The following is a 262-nucleotide window of genomic DNA, read 5'->3' as shown; positions in this document are numbered from 1 at the left end:
CTTTTATGCCATGATCTTTTTCAATCAAACATTTATCCATCCGTCTTTCAAACTTTAAATGAAGCCCTCTTTGATTATAGGTTTTTGGGTCATTTTTATCAAATACCCCGACATGGTGATACACATAAGGATGAATCTTCACATCTAAAGTATAGTGCAAAATATAACCCATTAAAAAGGCATGCAAACTTTTAGAGTAATGCGTCTTTACGTATTTAACCATACTTGTTAAAAACTCTTTTGTTTTTTCATCGTGTAATTT

The 262-nt window shown here is 30.9% G+C and carries 1 protein-coding gene; it reads right to left on the bottom strand.

The genetic code is table 11. The features are described 5' to 3' along the window. Nucleotides 1-262: zinc dependent phospholipase C family protein (locus ABCO64_RS10580; RefSeq protein WP_343089445.1), on the bottom strand; the 262-nt coding region annotated here is incomplete at both ends.

The sequence above is a fragment of the Methanocalculus natronophilus genome, from assembly GCF_038751955.1.
GTDB lineage: Archaea > Halobacteriota > Methanomicrobia > Methanomicrobiales > Methanocorpusculaceae > Methanocalculus > Methanocalculus natronophilus.
The sequence above is the reverse complement of the archived record's forward strand: the minus strand, read 5'-3'. Positions and strand labels throughout refer to the sequence as shown.